Genomic DNA, 15,887 nt, shown 5'->3' with positions numbered 1-15,887 from the left:
CCATGGTTGAAATCGAAATAGACGGCAAAAAAGTCGAAGTCCCTGCTGGTAGCATGGTGATGGACGCCGCCAACAAATTGGGAACCTACATTCCGCACTTCTGCTATCACAAGAAATTGTCGATCGCAGCGAACTGCCGCATGTGCCTGGTCGAAGTGGAAAAGGCGCCCAAGCCTTTGCCCGCTTGTGCGACCCCGGTCAGTGCCGGCATGATCGTGCGCTCCGCCAGCGATAAAGCTGTGCAGGCGCAAAAGTCGGTCATGGAATTCTTGCTCATTAACCACCCGCTCGATTGCCCTATCTGCGATCAGGGCGGCGAATGCCAGTTGCAAGACTTGGCAGTGGGCTACGGCAAGAGCGAATCGCGCTACAAGGAAGACAAGCGCGTGGTGCAGCCGAAGGAAGCCGGTCCGCTGGTTTCCATGCAGGAAATGTCGCGCTGCATCCAGTGCACCCGCTGCGTACGCTTTGGCCAGGAAGTGGCCGGCGTGATGGAGCTGGGCATGATCGGCCGCGGCGAACACTCGGAAATCGTGTCCTTCGTGGGCCAGACGGTCGACTCCGAACTGTCGGGCAACATGATCGACCTGTGCCCGGTCGGCGCACTGACCTCGAAGCCGTTCCGCTACAGCGCCCGTACGTGGGAACTGTCGCGCCGCAAATCGGTCAGCCCGCATGACGGCCTGGGCGCGAACCTGATCGTGCAAGTGAAGGCTGGCAAGGTCAAGCGCGTATTGCCGCTGGAAAACGAAGCCGTCAACGAGTGCTGGATCTCGGACAAGGACCGTTTCTCGTACGAAGCGCTGGACAGCGCCGAACGCCTGACTTCCCCGATGCTGAAACAAGGCAACGAGTGGAAAGAAGTCGATTGGCAAACGGCGCTGGAATACGTGGCGCACGGTTTGAAAAATATCAAGCACGAGCATGGCGCTGACGCCATCGCCGCGTTGGCAACGCCGCATTCGACCGTCGAAGAGCTGGTACTGCTGCAAAAAGTGGCCCACGGTCTCGGTTCCGAGAACGTCGACTTCCGCCTGCGCCAGACCGACTTCGCGCTCGACGCAAGTGTGAAACCATGGCTGGGCATGCCGATCAACGAATTTGGCCAGATCAAGCGCGCCTTCGTCATCGGCTCCTTCCTGCGCAAGGATCATCCATTGCTGGCCACGCGTTTGCGCGCATCCGTCAAGGGCGGCGCCAAGCTGTCGATCCTGCACGCCTCCGACGATGATCAATTGATCAGCATCGCCAACAAGATGATCGTCGCACCTGGCGATTGGCTGGCGGCCTTGTCGGAAGTGGTCGTCGCTGTTGCTAAAGCGAAAGAAATCGCCGCGCCTAACGGTTTTGAAGCGGTTGCCGCTTCGGACGTGGCTGTCGCCATCGCCGCCAGCCTGATGGCCGGCGACCATGGCGCCGTGCTGCTGGGTAATGCGGCCACGCAACACCCGCAAGCGTCGCAACTGCATGCTGCTGCGCAATGGATCGCCGAACAGACGGGCGCCAAGCTCGGTTACCTGACGGAAGCGGCCAATACGGTTGGCGCGCACCTGGTCGCCAAGCCGCGCGCCAACGTGCAAGCCGCCTTTGCCGTGCCGAAAAAAGCTTACGTGCTGCTGCACGCCGAGCCGGAACTCGATGCCGCCAATCCACAAGCGGCCCGCGCCGCCCTGGATGGCGCCGAGATGGTCGTGGCGATGTCCGCCTTCAAGCATGGCATGGATTACGCCGATGTCTTGCTGCCGATCGCCCCGTTCGCTGAAACCTCGGGCACCTTCGTGAACTGCGAAGGCCGCGCGCAAAGTTTCAACGGTACCGTCAAACCGCTGGCCGATACCCGTCCAGCCTGGAAAGTGCTGCGCGTCCTGGGCAACATCCTGGGCCTGGCCGGTTTCGACTACGACACTTCCGAAGCGATCCGCGACGAAGCGTTTGGTGCCGGCGTGACCGATTTGTCGGCACAGCTGAACAACATCGCCAAGAACGCGCCGGAAGCGGCATCGTACGCACCGGCTTCGCCAGCGCTGCAACGCATCGCCGACGTGCCGATCTACTTCGCCGACGCGCTGGTACGCCGCTCCGAACCGCTGCTGCGCACGGTCGATGGCGCCGCGCCGCAAGCGCACCTGTCCCTGGCGCTGGCTGACAAGCTGGGCATCAAGGCGGGCGACAAGGTCAAAGTGGCGCAAGGCTCCGGCAGCGCCATCCTGGTGGCGGCACTCCATGCCGGCCTGCCAGCCAATGTGGTGAAAGTGTCGGCGGCGCATGCCTCGACGGCTAGCCTGGGCGGCATGTTCGGTGACATCACAGTTGAAACAGCAGAGGGGAAAATCTGATGGCTCTGCCTGAATTTGTAAACGTCATCAACAGTACCGGCCAGGATTTGCTGGGCGGTACCTGGCCGTTCTTCTGGACCCTGATCAAGATCCTGTGCGTGCTGTTGCCGCTGATGGGCCTGGTTGCTTACGCCACCCTGTGGGAGCGCAAGCTGATCGGCTGGATCCAGATCCGCGTCGGCCCGAACCGCGTGGGCCCATTGGGCTTGCTGCAACCGATCGCCGATGCGCTGAAACTCTTGTTCAAAGAGATCATCATCCCGGCCAAGGCCGCCAAGGGCCTGTTCGTGATCGGCCCGATCATGACCATCATGCCGGCCCTGGCCGCCTGGTCGGTCGTGCCGTTCGGTCCGGAAGCCGTGCTGGCCAACGTCAACGCGGGCTTGCTGCTGCTGCTGGCGATTACCTCGATGGAAGTCTACGGCATCATCATCGCCGGCTGGGCCTCGAACTCGAAGTACTCGTTCATGGGCGCCATGCGCGCTTCGGCACAGATGATTTCGTATGAAATCCCGATGGGCTTCGTGATGGTCATCGTGCTGATGGTCTCGGGCAGCCTGAACTTCATCGACATCGTTGGCGGCCAGCAAATCGGCTACTTCGCCGACAAGGGCGTGAACTTCCTGTCGTGGAACTGGCTGCCGCTGCTGCCGATGTTCGTCATCTACCTGGTGTCTGGCCTGGCTGAAGCCAACCGTCACCCGTTCGACGTCGTCGAAGGCGAGTCGGAAATCGTCGCCGGCCACATGGTTGAATATTCGGGCATGGCCTACGCCATGTTCATGCTGGCCGAATACGCCAACATGATCCTGATCGCCGCCCTGGCTTCGATCATGTTCCTCGGTGGCTGGTCCGCGCCATTTGCTTTCCTTGAGTTCTGGGGTGGTTTCGGCGGCTTCTTCTGGCTGTTCGCCAAGACCTTCTTCATCGTCTCGGTGTTCATCTGGGTACGCGGTACTTTCCCACGCTACCGTTATGATCAGATCATGCGCCTCGGCTGGAAAGTGTTTATCCCGTTGACGCTGGTCTACCTGGTCTTCGTCGCTGCCTGGATGCAGACATCCTGGAATATTTGGAAGTAAGAGAGTGCATACGAATGGATAAGGTAAAAGATTTCTTCAGCAGCCTCTTGTTAGGCGAGCTGATCAAGGGCATGGCGCTGACAGGCAAGTACATGTTTTCGCGCAAGATCACGGTGCAATTCCCGGAAGAGAAGACACCGATCTCGCCGCGTTTCCGTGGCTTGCACGCGCTGCGCCGCTACCCGAACGGCGAGGAACGTTGCATCGCCTGCAAACTGTGCGAAGCGGTTTGCCCGGCGATGGCCATCACGATCGAATCGGAACAGCGTGACGACGGTTCGCGCCGCACCACGCGTTACGATATCGACTTGACCAAGTGCATCTTCTGCGGTTTCTGCGAAGAGTCCTGCCCGGTCGATTCGATCGTCGAGACGCAAATCCTGGAATACCACGGCGAGAAACGCGGGGATTTGTATTACACGAAAGAGATGTTGCTGGCCGTGGGTGATCGTTATGAAAATGACATCGCCGCTGCGCGCGCCGCCGACGCACCTTATCGCTGATGGATGCGCCGTAGCCCCTGGCTGCGGCGCGCCCCTCGTTCATCTGTACGTCTATTGGGTTTTTTATGGACTTTAAAACAATTTTGTTTTACGCCTTCGCGCTGATCTTGATTCTGGCAGCGACGCGCGTCATCACGGCCCGTAATCCGGTCCACGCAGTACTGTTTTTGGTGCTGTCCTTCTTTTCCGCAGCGGGCATCTGGATGCTGCTGCAAGCTGAATTCCTGGCCATCGTGCTGGTATTGGTGTATGTCGGCGCCGTGATGGTGCTGTTCCTCTTCGTGGTCATGATGCTCGATATCAATATCGACCGCATGCGCGAAGGTTTCTGGGGCTATCTGCCGTTGTCGGTGACGGTGGGCGTGATCATCGTGCTGGAAATGGCTGCCGTCCTGTGGCACGGTTTCCGCAACTTTGCGCCTAGCATCGCTCCGGTGAACGTCAACCTGGGCGGCACCAAGGAACTGGGCTTGCTGATCTACACGAAATATGTGTTCGCTTTCGAGATCGCTGCCGTCGTGCTGCTGGTGGCCATCGTCGCCGCAGTTGCACTGACTTTGCGCAAACGCAAGGACACCAAGCATTTTGCTCCAGGCGATGCGGTACGCGTCAAGCGCAACGACCGCCTGAAGATCATCAAGATGGACGCGGTCGTCGAGCGTCCTGCGGCTGAGCCGGAAGTTAAGGAGGCACCATGACATTATCGCTCACACATTTTCTGGTCCTGGGCGCGATCCTGTTCGCAATCTCGATCGTCGGTATTTTCCTGAACCGCAAGAACATCATCGTATTGCTGATGGCAATCGAATTGATGCTGCTGGCGGTGAATATGAATTTCATCGCGTTCTCCCATTTCATGGGCGACGCGGCCGGTCAGATCTTCGTTTTCTTCATCCTGACGGTTGCCGCCGCTGAGTCGGCTATCGGTCTGGCTATTCTGGTGGTGATGTTCCGTAATCTGGATACCATCAACGTCGAAGACCTGGACAGCCTCAAAGGCTGATGTTTTTCAGACTCGATCTCTCGAATAATAACGATTAAGGTTCATCATGGCGGGGCAACTCCTCAACCCTAACCTCCTTCTTGCCGTACCGCTGGCGCCGCTGGCCGGTGCCGCGATTGCAGGTTTGCTTGGCACCCAGTTCCTGGGTAATTTGGTCGGACGCAAGACGTCGCATACCGCGACGATCCTGGGCGTACTGATTGCACTCATCCTGTCCGTCCACACGCTGCTGGCCGTACTCGATGGCGCGACGTTCAATGGCACCATCTATAACTGGATGACGATCGGCACCCTGAAGATGGAAGTGGGCTTCCAGATCGATTCGCTGTCGGCGATGATGATGTGCGTGGTCACCTTCGTCTCCCTGATGGTGCACATCTACACGATCGGCTACATGAAGGACGACGAAGGCTACAACCGCTTCTTCGCCTACATCTCGCTGTTCACGTTCTCGATGCTGATGTTGGTCATGGCCAACAACTTCCTGCAACTGTTCTTCGGTTGGGAAGCCGTGGGCCTGGTCTCCTACCTGCTGATCGGTTTCTGGTACCAGCGTCCGACGGCCATCGTGGCCAACATGAAGGCTTTCCTGGTCAACCGCGTGGGCGACTTCGGCTTCATCCTGGGCATCGGCCTGCTGCTGGCCTACGCCGGCACCATGAACTACCAGGAAGTGTTCGCCAAGAAAGACGAACTGGCGCTGTTGAGCTTGCCAGGTACCGACTGGGCCCTGCTGACCGTTGCCTGCATCTGCCTGTTCATCGGCGCGATGGGCAAATCGGCGCAGTTCCCGCTGCACGTGTGGCTGCCTGACTCGATGGAAGGTCCTACCCCGATCTCGGCACTGATCCACGCCGCGACAATGGTGACGGCCGGTATCTTCATGGTCTCGCGCATGTCGCCGCTGTTCGAACTGTCCGACACGGCACTGTCCTTCATCCTGGTGATCGGTTCCATCACGGCGCTGTTCATGGGCTTCCTGGGCATCATCCAGAACGACATCAAGCGCGTCGTCGCTTACTCGACCCTGTCGCAGCTCGGTTACATGACCGTGGCGCTGGGCTCGTCCGCGTACTCCGTGGCCGTGTTCCACCTGATGACGCACGCATTCTTCAAGGCACTGCTGTTCCTGGGCGCCGGTTCCGTCATCATCGGCATGCACCATGACCAGGACATCCGCAACATGGGCGGCCTGCGCAAATACATGCCGATCACCTGGATCACTTCCCTGGTCGGTTCGCTGGCCCTGATCGGCACGCCGCTGTTCTCCGGTTTCTACTCGAAAGACAGCATCATCGAAGCCGTCGAAGCGACGCACATCTGGGGTGCTGGCTTTGCCCAGTTCGCCGTGCTGGCTGGCGTGTTCGTCACCGCCTTCTACTCGTTCCGCATGTATTTCCTCGTCTTCCACGGCAAGGAACGTTTCGGCCAGGCGCACGCGCATGGTCACGACGACCATCACGCACCGAAAGCGGCCCATGGCGCGCACGGCGATGCACATGACGACCATCATGAAGAAGAGGAAGACGACCACGCGCACCACGGTCTGGAACCTGGCCAGAAGCCGCATGAGTCGCCGTTCGTCGTATGGTTCCCGCTGGTGATGCTGGCGATTCCTTCGCTGATCATCGGCTACCTGACGATCGGCCCGATGCTGCATGGCGATTTCTTCAAGGGCGTGATCTTCGTTGGCGAAAACCATCCAGCAATGGAAGAGTTGTCGCATGAGTTCCACGGCGCGATGGCGATGGCGATCCACGGCCTGTCGACGGCACCGTTCTGGCTGGCATTGTCCGGCGTGGTGGCAGCCTACTACTGCTACATGGTCAACCCGCGTGTACCGGCCTGGTTCTTTGCCAAGTTCCACGCGATCCACACCCTGCTGGACAACAAGTACTACATGGACAAGTTCAATGAAGTCGTGTTCGCCGGCGGTGCCCGCTTGCTGGGTAATGGCCTGTGGAACTTCGGTGACAAGAAGCTGATCGATGGCCTGCTGGTCAACGGTAGCGCCAAGGTCGTCGCCTGGCTGTCCTCGCTGTCGCGAGTGCTGCAGACCGGCTACATCTATCACTATGCATTCGTGATGATCCTGGGCGTGCTGGGCTTCCTGATCTATTTCCTGCCATTCTGGCCCGCTAAGTAAGCTGACCTGATAAAAGAATACTGAGAACCATGATGCAGTCTACGATTTCTACACTACCTCCTTACCTGAGTCTGTCGATCTGGGTGCCGATCATTTGCGGCGTCCTGGTCCTGGCTCTCGGCCGTGACAGCAAAGCGGGCTTTACCCGCTGGCTGTCGCTGGCTGGCGCCGTGCTCAGCATGCTGTGCACCTTGCCGCTGATCCAGCATTTCGACAACGCCGCACACGGCATGCAATTCGTCGAAAAAGCACCCTGGATAGCAACTTTCAATATCTGGTACTCGCTGGGTATCGACGGCCTGTCGCTGTGGTTCATTCCACTGACGGCCTTCATCACGGTCATCGTCGTCATTTCCGCTTGGCAAGTGATCGAGAAGCGCATCGCCCAGTACATGGGTGCCTTTTTGATCCTGTCGGGCCTGATGATCGGCGTGTTCTGCGCGCTGGACGGCTTGCTGTTCTACTTCTTCTTTGAAGCAACCCTGATCCCGATGTTCATCATCATCGGTATCTGGGGTGGTTACAACCGCGTGTACGCCTCGTTCAAGTTCTTCCTGTACACCTTCTTCGGTTCGCTGCTGACGCTGGTCGCCATCATCTACCTGCGCAATGTGACGGGTAGCTTCGACATCCTGGCCTGGCACGCGTTCAAGCTGACGATGAACGAACAGATCTTCATCTTCCTGGCCTTCCTGATGGCGTTTGCCGTCAAAGTGCCGATGTTCCCCGTCCACACGTGGTTGCCGGACGTCCACGTGGAAGCGCCTACCGGTGGTTCCGCCGTGCTGGCCGCCATCATGCTGAAACTGGGCGCGTATGGTTTCCTGCGTTTTTCGCTGCCGATCACGCCGGACGCCAGCCATTACCTGTCGGGCTTCATGATCGCCTTGTCGCTGATCGCCGTCATTTACATCGGTCTGGTTGCCCTGGTGCAAACCGACATGAAAAAACTGGTCGCCTATTCGTCGATCGCGCACATGGGCTTCGTGACCCTGGGCTTCTTCATGTTCAACGACATCTCGGTGCAGGGCGGTATCGTGCAAATGGTGTCGCACGGCTTCATCTCCGGCGCGATGTTCCTGTGCATCGGCGTGCTGTATGACCGCATGCATACCCGTAACATCGCCGACTACGGTGGCGTGGTGAACCGCATGCCAAAATTTGCCGCCTTCTTCGTGCTGTTCTCGATGGCCAACTGCGGTCTGCCAGCGACGTCCGGCTTCGTCGGCGAGTTCATGGTGATCCTGGGCGCGGTGCAATACAACTTCTGGATTGGTCTGCTGGCTGCAACGGCACTGATCTGGGGCGCGGCGTACTCGCTGTGGATGGCCAAGCGCGTGGTGTTCGGCAAGATCAAGAACAAGCATGTGGCCGAATTGACCGACATCAACAAACGTGAATTCTTCATGCTTGCTGTGCTGGCCATCGCCGTGCTCGTGATGGGTCTGTACCCAGCCCCGTTCACCGACACGATGCAAACTTCGGTTGCCGACCTGCTGCAGCATGTCGCCACCAGCAAGTTGCCTTAAATAGAAGACCGATAACATGACTAATGCACCTAATCTGGTACCGCTGTACGCGGAAATCTTTCTGCTGATCGCCACGTCGGCGCTCTTGCTGATCGATATGTTCTTGCCTGCGGCGAAGCGTTCGATCACTTACGTGCTGGCCTTGCTGACCCTGGCCGGCTGCGCCTTGCTGACCGTGGGCGACTTCAATGCGGGCACCACCGTCTACACGTTCCACAACATGTTCGTGTCGGATCCGATGTCGCAGTTGCTGAAACTGTTCTCGTATGGCGCCGTGGCGCTGACCCTGATCTATTCGCGTGCCTATGCCACTGACCGCAACATGCTGTCGGGCAACCTGGGCGGCGAGTTCTACGTGCTGGCCCTGTTTGCACTGCTGGGCCAGATGATCATGATCTCGGCCAACAACTTCCTGATCATCTACCTGGGTCTGGAACTGATGTCGCTGTCGCTGTACGCGCTGATCGCCTTGCGCCGTGACAATGCCAAGGCCACGGAAGCGGCCATGAAATACTTCATCCTGGGCGCCCTGGCTTCCGGTTTCATGTTGTACGGTATTTCGATGCTGTACGGCGCCTCCGGCACCCTGGATCTGGGCGAACTGCGCGTGGCGCTGGAAAACGGCAAGACCAACGGCACCATCATGGTCTTCGGCCTGGTGTTCCTGGTAGCCGGCCTGGCCTTCAAACTGGGCGTCGTGCCATTCCACATGTGGGTGCCTGACGTGTATCAAGGTTCGCCGACGGCCGTGACCCTGCTGCTGGGCGCGGCGCCGAAACTGGCCGCCTTCGCCATCACTCTGCGTTTGCTGGGCGAGGGCTTGCTGCCGATGGCACATGACTGGCAGCAAATGCTGCTGGTACTGGCCGTGATGTCACTGGCGATCGGTAACTTCACCGCTATCGCGCAAACCAACCTGAAGCGTATGTTGGCGTACTCGACCATCGCGCAAATGGGCTTCGTTCTGCTGGGCCTGCTGTCGGGCACCGTTGACGCGCCGAACAACACCCTGAACGCGGCTGGCGCAGCCACCGCTTACGGCGCCTCGATGTACTACGTCATCACCTACGTGTTCACCACGCTGGGTACCTTTGGCGTGATCATGTTGTTGGCACGTAATGGTTTCGAAGCAGAAGAATTGGCCGACTTCAAGGGCCTGGGCAAACGCAGCCCGATCTTCGCGCTGGTGATGACCCTGTTCATGTTCTCGCTGGCCGGCGTGCCGCCGCTGATGGGCTTCATGGCCAAGTACTCGGTGCTCGCCTCCGTGCTGGCGACGGGCCAGTTGTGGCTGACCATCGCTGCCGTGCTGTTCTCGCTGATCGGTGCCTTCTACTACCTGCGCGTCGTGAAAATGATGTGGTTCGACGAGCCGACAGACAGCAACGCGCTGGTCGTGCATGGCGACATGCGTGTCGTGCTGGCCCTGAACGGCGTGTTCGTCCTGGCGCTGGGTGTGATGCCTAACAGCATCCTGGCTGCCTGCGCGACGGCCATCACCAAGACCCTGGCGTCCTGACCGATGGATGTCACCGCCTCGAGCTGGCTGGTGATCGCGCTGGGTATCCTGGGCGCCAACCTGCCGTTCCTGAACGAGAAACTGTTTGCCGCCGTGCCCCTCAAAAAGGCGGCGCAAGCAGAGCAGGGCTGGCGCAAGCCACTGGCGCTGCGCCTGCTGGAGATGGTGATTCTGTACTTCATCGTCGGCGCCGTGGCGTTCGCGCTCGAAGCGCGCATCGGTAACGGTTTCCCGCAGACGTGGGAGTTTTACGCCATCACCGGCTGTCTGTTCCTGGTGCTGGCTTTCCCCGGCTTTGTCGGACGCTATCTGCGCAAACGCCGCTAGCCCCATCGACCGAAAGCGGCGCCTCTGGCGCCGTTTTTTATTGAATAAAGGAATCCCATGGATACGAATCTGATTGAAACCAAGGTCGACGGCGAGCTCGTCTACCAGGGCGGCTTCCTGCGCGTGCAGCGCGACCGGGTCGCCCTGCCGGACGGCAAGATCACGGCGCGCGAATTCGTCCTGCATCCGGGCGCCGTCGTCATCCTGCCGCTGCTCGACGATGGCACGGTGCTGATGGAACGCCAGTACCGCTATCCGCTGGACCGGGTCTTCATTGAATTCCCCGCCGGCAAGATCGATGCGGGAGAATCCCACCTGGCTTGCGCCCAGCGCGAGTTGCTGGAAGAGACGGGCTACACGGCCAGCGACTGGCGATTCGTCTCCACCATCCATAACGCCATCGCGTATTCGGATGAACATCTGGAGCTGTTTCTGGCGCGCGGCCTGGTCGCCGGCGAACGCCAGCTCGACGAGGGTGAATTCCTGGAAACGTTCACGGCCACGGTGCCGCAGCTGCTCGACTGGGTCAGGGATGGCACGATCACCGACGTGAAAACCGTCATTGGCATCTTCTGGCTCGACAAGATTACCAGCGGCGCCTGGCAAGCGGCTTGATCCTGCGCATGCGTATGGCTCTTTTCCTGCTGCTTGCCTGTGTCACCTTTGGTGCACAGGCGCAGGCGCGCACGCCGTTCCAGGTGCGCTGCGAAGACACGATCAGCAAGACGGTGTCCGTGCTGACGGCGCAGCAGAACGGCTACAGCATCGACACGCATCTGCCATACAAGGCCCTGACGGTGATGAAGGGCATGGCGCGCGCCAACACCTGGGTGCTGGGATTGACGAAGACGGATTCGCGCGTGGCCATCGCCCTGGCCGGCCCCATGCTGCAAGACCCGGTCAGCGGCTACGAATGCGTGGCACCGCAGATTACCGTGACCCTCACCTATGCGCCCGTGGTGATCTATATCGGCCGCGAGTTTGCCCCCGGCACTTGCGCGTATGATGAGATACTCGCGCACGAGCTGCGGCACATGAAAACCTATATGGAACACTTGCCGCGCGTGGAAAAGACCGTGCGCGCCGCGCTGGCCAAACGCTTTGAGGCGCGGCCCTTGTATGCGCCCAGCGGCACGGCCAAGGCGGCGCTGGCGCGCGAGATCGACACGGGCTGGTTGCCGTATATCAAGGCGGAAATGCGCAAGGTGGAAACCTTGCAGGCGGCCATCGATTCTCCACAAGAATACGCGCGCCTGGGCAAGGCGTGCAAGGGCGAAATCCAGAACATTCTGGCGGGCAAGGCAGGGCCCGCCAACTAGGAAATTAGATGAGGAATGGCATGACAGCAGCACCGAACACCATCCGCTACTTTGCGCTGATCCCCGCCGCCGGCGTGGGCGCGCGCATGGCAGCGGGCAGTCCCAAGCAATATTTGCCCATCGCCGGCAAGCCCATGCTACGCCATGCGCTCGACGCCTTTCTCGCCAGTCCCCTGATTGCGCACACCTATGTGGTCGTCAGCGCCGAGGATGGCGTGATTGACACGGTCGTGCCCGAGCAGGGCGCAGGGTTTGGCGTATCGGTGTTGCGCTGCGGCGGCGCCACGCGCATGGAAAGCATCCTGAATGGCTTGCACGCCGTGCAGGGCAGCATAGCCGCCCACGACCAGGTGCTGGTGCACGACGCGGCGCGCCCCGGCCTCACGCCGGCGCTGATCGCAAAGCTGATCATGGAAGTGGGTGAGCATGCGGCCGGCGGCCTGCTGGCCTTGCCCGTGGTCGATACCGTCAAGCGGACGGGGCCGGGCACGGGTGGCGCCAGCATGTCGGCGCAGACGGTGCCGCGCGACGGCCTGTGGCTGGCGCAGACGCCGCAAATGTTCAGCTATGCCTTGCTGCACCGGGCGTTATCCGAAGCGCCCGATCCGCAAGCGATTACCGACGACGCCAGCGCCGTCGAAGCGCTGGGCCTGGCGCCCAAGTTGGTCGAAGGCCACCCGCGCAACCTGAAGGTGACCTTGCCGCGCGACATACACACGGCCGAGCTGTATTTGGCCAATTCCTGACCTTACAAGAGACTTGCATGCACACAACGACTCCCGTCCTCCCATTTCGCATCGGCCAGGGCTATGACTGCCACGCACTGGTGGAAAACCGCGACCTGATCATCGGCGGCGTGAAAATCCCCCATCACCTGGGCTTGCTCGGCCACTCCGACGCCGACGTGCTGCTGCACGCTATTACGGACGCCATCTTCGGCGCCGCCGCGCTGGGCGACATCGGCCGCCATTTCCCCGATACGGACGCGCAATTCAAGGGCGCCGATTCGCGCACCCTGCTGCGCGAAGCCGTGCGCCGCGTGCAAGCCACCGGTTATATCATCGGCAATATCGACGCCACCATCATCGCCCAGCGCCCGAAAATGGCGCCGCACATCGCCGCCATGTGCGCCAACGTGGCCGACGACCTGGGCGTGAGTGTGGGCCAGGTCAACATCAAGGCCAAGACGAATGAAAAACTGGGCTACCTGGGCCGCGAAGAGGGCATCGCGGCCGAAGCCGTGGCCTTGCTGCTGCGCGCCTGATACGCCACCGACGATCGACCACTGACAGGAGAGAGCATGTTCCAGCTACGCCGTACCAGCATCTTGCTTGCATGGGCACTGACCGCCGCACCATCGGCCTGGGCCGAACTGCCAGCCACGGGCGAGCCGCCCGCCGCCAGACAGGGCTGGAAGGCCGAGACTGTCGCGCAGGGCGTGCGCCAGCCGTGGGGCATTGCCTGGCTGGGCGAGGGACGCGCGCTCGTCACCAGCAAGCAGGGCACATTGCATTTACTGAATGGCAAGAAATTCGAAGATGTGGCGCTGGAAGGCATGCCCAAGGTATTTACGGGCGGGCAGGGTGGCTTGCTCGATATCGTGATTCATCCGCAGGATACGGGCAAGGCCACGTCACGCGTGTACATGACGCTGTCGACGGGCACGAATGACGCGAACCGCACGACCCTCGTGCGCGGCGTGTTCGATGGCAAGAAGGTGACGGGCATCCAGACCCTGTTCAAGGTGGCCACGGACAAGAGCGGCGGCCAGCACTTCGGTTCTCGCCTGCTGTGGTTGCCGGATGGCACTTTGCTGATGAGCGTGGCCGACGGCGGCAACCCGCCGCTGCGCATCGGCGATCGCCTGGCGCGCGAGCAGGCGCAAAACCTGGCCACGCACCAGGGCTCCATCCTGCGCCTGACGGACGAGGGCAAGCCGGCGCCCGGCAATCCGCTGGCGGCCAAGGGCGCCTTGCCGGAAATCTGGTCGTATGGCCACCGCAACGTGCAGGGCCTGGCGCTCGACCCCGTTTCTGGCCGCGTGTGGGCCACGGAACACGGTCCGTATGGCGGCGACGAGCTGAACCTGGTGGTAGCGGGCGGCAACTATGGCTGGCCCCTGCAAAGCTATGGCGCCGACTACAAGACGCATGAACCCGTTGGCAAGCACGAAGTGGCCGGCATGCTCAATCCCAGCGTGGCCTGGGTGCCATCGCCGGCGCCCTCGGGCCTGGCCGTCTACACGGGCGACAAGATTGCCGCCTGGCGCGGCAGCATCTTCAGCGGCGGCCTGGCGGCCAAGGATATCCGCCGCATCGCCGTCGATACGAATGGCAAGGTGACGGGACAGGACCGCCTGGCCATCGGCGCGCGCGTGCGCGACGTGCGCCAGGGCCCGGACGGCTATCTGTATGCGCTGACGGACGAAGATAATGGCCGCTTGCTGCGCATCGTGGCGCAGTAGCACGGCAGGTGCCATCTTCGCTTAAGATGGCGCCTTTACTTCATTCAAGGTGGCGGCATGGCCCGTGATACTTATGCATACCGGCACGTCGCCGTCGAATCGCGCGCCATTCATGGCCGTGTGGAAATCCGCCCCGTGCCGGGCCAGGCCTTTTCGCCGGAGCTGGCCGTGCAATGCGCGCGCCGCCTGGTGGACGTGCAGCGCTACCCGCTCGGCAGCCGCTTTTTACTCTTTGCCAAACTGACGGACCGCCTGGGCGGTACGCCCTTCCTGTACGCGTATTACGGCGATGCGGATGTGCTCATGACGCCGGCCGAAGTGACGAAATTCCTCGGCGAATTCCGCCGCGGCCGCATTTGATACCTACGAGGTGATGCAGGCTGCGCCGGCCTTGCTGCTGGCCCGCGGCTTGCCGAAGAACGCGATCGTCAAGGCGCAGCCGAGGGCGAACAGGCCGCCCACCAGCATCGCACTCGATACGCCCAGCCGGTCGACGGCCATGCCTCCGAGCAAGGCGCCGGACGCCAGCGACACTTGCACGATGGCGACAAACAGCGCGCTGCTGCCTTCCATCAAATGTGGCGCCGCCTTGAACATCCACGTCTGCACGGCGATCGGCATGGCGCCGAAACCGAAGCCCCAGACGGCCACCAGCAGCATGGCTGTCACCGAATGGCTGCCGAACGCGGCCAGGGCCAGGGTGGACAAGCCCAGCACGGCGCCCGTCACCATCAGCGCGGCCCGTTCGTAGCGGCCGGCGGCCCAGCCGCCCGCGAGGTTGCCGATGAAGCCGGCAGCGCCATACACCAGCAGCATGGCGCTGACCGTACCGGCTGCCAGGTGCGAGATTTGCGTGAGGAAAGGCGCGATATATGTGTAGGCGGAGAACTGGCCCGTGAAGAGCATGGCCGTGGCGATCAGGCCCAGGCGCGCCTTGCGGATGCTGAAAATCATCGGCAACTGGCACAAGCGGATGGCCTGTGTCGGTGGCAGCTTGGGTAACAGCAGCAACTGACCGAGGAAGACCAGTACGGCAATGGCGCTGGCCGCGCCGAAAGCCACCCGCCAGCCGACCAGCTCGCCCACCAGCGCGCCGGCCGGCACGCCCGCCACCGTGCCCAGCGAGACGCCGGCGAAGATGATGGACATGGCGCGCGACGCATGTTGCGGCGCCACCAGGCGCGGGCCGATGGCGCTGCCGATGGCCCAGAAGCCGCCCACGCCCACGCCCAGCATGGCGCGGCCCAGCAGTATCCACGCATACGAGGGGGCCAGCGCCACCAGCAGGTTCGATGCGACCAGCAGGGCCGTGAGGGCCAGCAGCACGATGCGGCGGTCCAGGCGGCCCGAACCGACGGTGACGAAGATGGCGGCAAATGCGGCGACGATGCCGGGCGTGGTGATCATCAGCCCCGCCTGGCCCTTGCTGATGGCCAGTTCGGCGGCCATGGCCGGCAGCAGGCCGACAGGCAGGAATTCGGAGGTGACGAGGGCGAAGGCGCCGATGCCGACCGACAGGACGGCCAGCCACGGCGCCACGGTGGTATCGTCGCCAGAAGTGTTGGAAAGTGTTTGCATGTGAGGTTCCTGAAAAGCTGGGAGGTTTTTAACCGGTCGGTATATAATCAGGGCAGGCAGACAGTGTTGTCAATAATTTTT

At 61.3% G+C, this 15,887-nt stretch carries 16 protein-coding genes; 15 read left to right on the top strand and 1 reads right to left on the bottom strand.

Going from position 1 to position 15,887, the window contains the following annotated elements; all coding sequences use genetic code 11:
• The first annotated feature begins 2 nt into the window (after nt 1–2).
• The 15 genes from nuoG to ACQ4WS_RS20225 all read left to right on the top strand — a co-directional run bounded on the left by nuoG (nt 3) and on the right by ACQ4WS_RS20225 (nt 14,588).
• A complete protein-coding gene (gene nuoG, locus ACQ4WS_RS20295) occupies nt 3–2,336 on the top strand; it encodes an NADH-quinone oxidoreductase subunit NuoG (protein ID WP_436478849.1) in 2,334 nt (777 codons plus the stop codon).
• Nucleotides 2,336–3,418, top strand: a complete 1,083-nt coding sequence (nuoH, locus tag ACQ4WS_RS20290; RefSeq protein ID WP_436478848.1) for an NADH-quinone oxidoreductase subunit NuoH — start codon at nt 2,336–2,338, stop codon at nt 3,416–3,418. Before nuoG ends, nuoH begins: the two co-directional genes overlap by 1 nt.
• 14 nt (nt 3,419–3,432) lie before the next feature.
• Nucleotides 3,433–3,921, top strand: coding sequence for an NADH-quinone oxidoreductase subunit NuoI (gene nuoI / locus ACQ4WS_RS20285; protein ID WP_010399726.1), 489 nt, complete (start codon nt 3,433–3,435; stop codon nt 3,919–3,921).
• 65 nt (nt 3,922–3,986) lie between these two features.
• The gene (locus ACQ4WS_RS20280) at nt 3,987–4,619 is read left to right on the top strand and encodes an NADH-quinone oxidoreductase subunit J (RefSeq protein ID WP_034779507.1); all 633 of its coding nucleotides are present in this window, start codon (nt 3,987–3,989) and stop codon (nt 4,617–4,619) included.
• Nucleotides 4,616–4,924, top strand: coding sequence for an NADH-quinone oxidoreductase subunit NuoK (gene nuoK, locus ACQ4WS_RS20275; RefSeq protein WP_010399724.1), 309 nt, complete (start codon nt 4,616–4,618; stop codon nt 4,922–4,924). The genes ACQ4WS_RS20280 and nuoK overlap by 4 nt, the downstream gene beginning before the upstream one ends.
• Before the next feature lie 46 nt (nt 4,925–4,970).
• Nucleotides 4,971–7,070, top strand: a complete 2,100-nt coding sequence (gene nuoL / locus ACQ4WS_RS20270; protein WP_436478847.1) for an NADH-quinone oxidoreductase subunit L — start codon at nt 4,971–4,973, stop codon at nt 7,068–7,070.
• Between the two features lie 29 nt (nt 7,071–7,099).
• Nucleotides 7,100–8,599: an NADH-quinone oxidoreductase subunit M gene (locus ACQ4WS_RS20265; RefSeq protein WP_436478846.1), complete on the top strand. Its 1,500-nt coding sequence runs from the start codon at nt 7,100–7,102 to the stop codon at nt 8,597–8,599.
• 16 nt (nt 8,600–8,615) lie between these two features.
• On the top strand, nt 8,616–10,118 hold the full coding sequence (nuoN, locus tag ACQ4WS_RS20260) for an NADH-quinone oxidoreductase subunit NuoN (RefSeq protein ID WP_436478845.1): 1,503 nt from the start codon (nt 8,616–8,618) through the stop codon (nt 10,116–10,118).
• A gap of 3 nt (nt 10,119–10,121) precedes the next feature.
• Nucleotides 10,122–10,445 carry a DUF2818 family protein gene (locus tag ACQ4WS_RS20255; RefSeq protein ID WP_070224104.1) on the top strand — a complete coding sequence of 108 codons (324 nt, stop codon included), beginning with the start codon at nt 10,122–10,124 and terminating at the stop codon, nt 10,443–10,445.
• A 57-nt stretch (nt 10,446–10,502) separates the two neighbouring features.
• Nucleotides 10,503–11,060, top strand: coding sequence for an NUDIX domain-containing protein (locus ACQ4WS_RS20250; RefSeq protein WP_436478844.1), 558 nt, complete (start codon nt 10,503–10,505; stop codon nt 11,058–11,060).
• A gap of 8 nt (nt 11,061–11,068) precedes the next feature.
• Entirely contained in the window at nt 11,069–11,764 is a 696-nt protein-coding gene (locus tag ACQ4WS_RS20245; RefSeq protein WP_436478843.1) for a hypothetical protein, read from the top strand.
• A 20-nt stretch (nt 11,765–11,784) separates the two neighbouring features.
• A complete protein-coding gene (gene ispD, locus ACQ4WS_RS20240) occupies nt 11,785–12,510 on the top strand; it encodes a 2-C-methyl-D-erythritol 4-phosphate cytidylyltransferase (RefSeq protein ID WP_436478842.1) in 726 nt (241 codons plus the stop codon).
• A 17-nt stretch (nt 12,511–12,527) separates the two neighbouring features.
• Nucleotides 12,528–13,028, top strand: coding sequence for a 2-C-methyl-D-erythritol 2,4-cyclodiphosphate synthase (gene ispF, locus ACQ4WS_RS20235; RefSeq protein ID WP_436478841.1), 501 nt, complete (start codon nt 12,528–12,530; stop codon nt 13,026–13,028).
• 36 nt (nt 13,029–13,064) lie between these two features.
• Nucleotides 13,065–14,228 (top strand): PQQ-dependent sugar dehydrogenase, encoded by a 1,164-nt coding sequence (locus ACQ4WS_RS20230; protein WP_436478840.1) that lies wholly within the window; start codon nt 13,065–13,067, stop codon nt 14,226–14,228.
• 57 nt (nt 14,229–14,285) lie between these two features.
• Complete coding sequence (locus ACQ4WS_RS20225; RefSeq protein WP_436478839.1) at nt 14,286–14,588, top strand: hypothetical protein; 303 nt, start codon at nt 14,286–14,288, stop codon at nt 14,586–14,588.
• Between the two features lie 3 nt (nt 14,589–14,591).
• Here ACQ4WS_RS20225 and ACQ4WS_RS20220 read toward each other — a convergent pair whose 3' ends face one another.
• Nucleotides 14,592–15,806 carry an MFS transporter gene (locus ACQ4WS_RS20220; protein ID WP_436478838.1) on the bottom strand — a complete coding sequence of 405 codons (1,215 nt, stop codon included), beginning with the start codon at nt 15,804–15,806 and terminating at the stop codon, nt 14,592–14,594.
• Nucleotides 15,807–15,887 lie beyond the last annotated feature (81 nt).

This window comes from Janthinobacterium leeuwenhoeki, from assembly GCF_051380795.1.
GTDB lineage: Bacteria > Pseudomonadota > Gammaproteobacteria > Burkholderiales > Burkholderiaceae_D > Janthinobacterium.
The sequence above is the reverse complement of the archived record's forward strand: the minus strand, read 5'-3'. Positions and strand labels throughout refer to the sequence as shown.